Source organism: Streptomyces sp. DH12 (assembly GCF_020873895.1).
Lineage (GTDB): Bacteria > Actinomycetota > Actinomycetes > Streptomycetales > Streptomycetaceae > Streptomyces.
Map to the genome: position 1 here is coordinate 1 of NZ_JAHWGT010001474.1, position 407 is coordinate 407.

Here is a 407-nt window from a genome sequence, read left to right on the forward strand (position 1 = left end):
GCCGCTCCGGGCACCGCTCGCAGCAGGCAGCGAAACTCCTGGCCTCCCGCGGCGTCGACGCCGTCGACGTCGCCGGCGGCATGAACGCCTGGGCGAAGGCCGGCCTGCCGGTCGTCGACGAGCGCGGACAGGGCGGCCGGATCGCGTGAGCGCACTGGTCCTGGCCCTGATCGCGGGGGCCGTGGTCGGCCTGGCACTCGGCGCGCTCGGCGGCGGCGGCAGCGTCCTGGCCGTTCCCGCTCTGATCTACCTGCTCGGCTTCTCCCCCGCCGCGGCCACCACCGGCAGCCTCGTCATCGTCACTGTGACCTCGCTGACCGCGCTGTACGCCCACGCCCGCGCGGGAAACGTACGGTGGAGTCCCGGCGCGGCGTTCGCCGCCGCGGGCCTGCTGCCGGCCGCGCTGG

At 76.4% G+C, this 407-nt stretch carries 2 protein-coding genes; both read left to right on the forward strand.

Going from position 1 to position 407, the window contains the following annotated elements; all coding sequences use genetic code 11:
• Positions 1 to 149, forward strand: a 149-nt coding sequence (locus LPA54_RS40630) for a rhodanese-like domain-containing protein (protein WP_228985451.1), incomplete at its 5' end; no start/stop codon positions are given.
• The coding region (locus tag LPA54_RS40635) for a TSUP family transporter (RefSeq protein ID WP_228985450.1) at positions 146 to 407 on the forward strand (262 nt) is incomplete at its 3' end. The genes LPA54_RS40630 and LPA54_RS40635, both read left to right, overlap by 4 nt.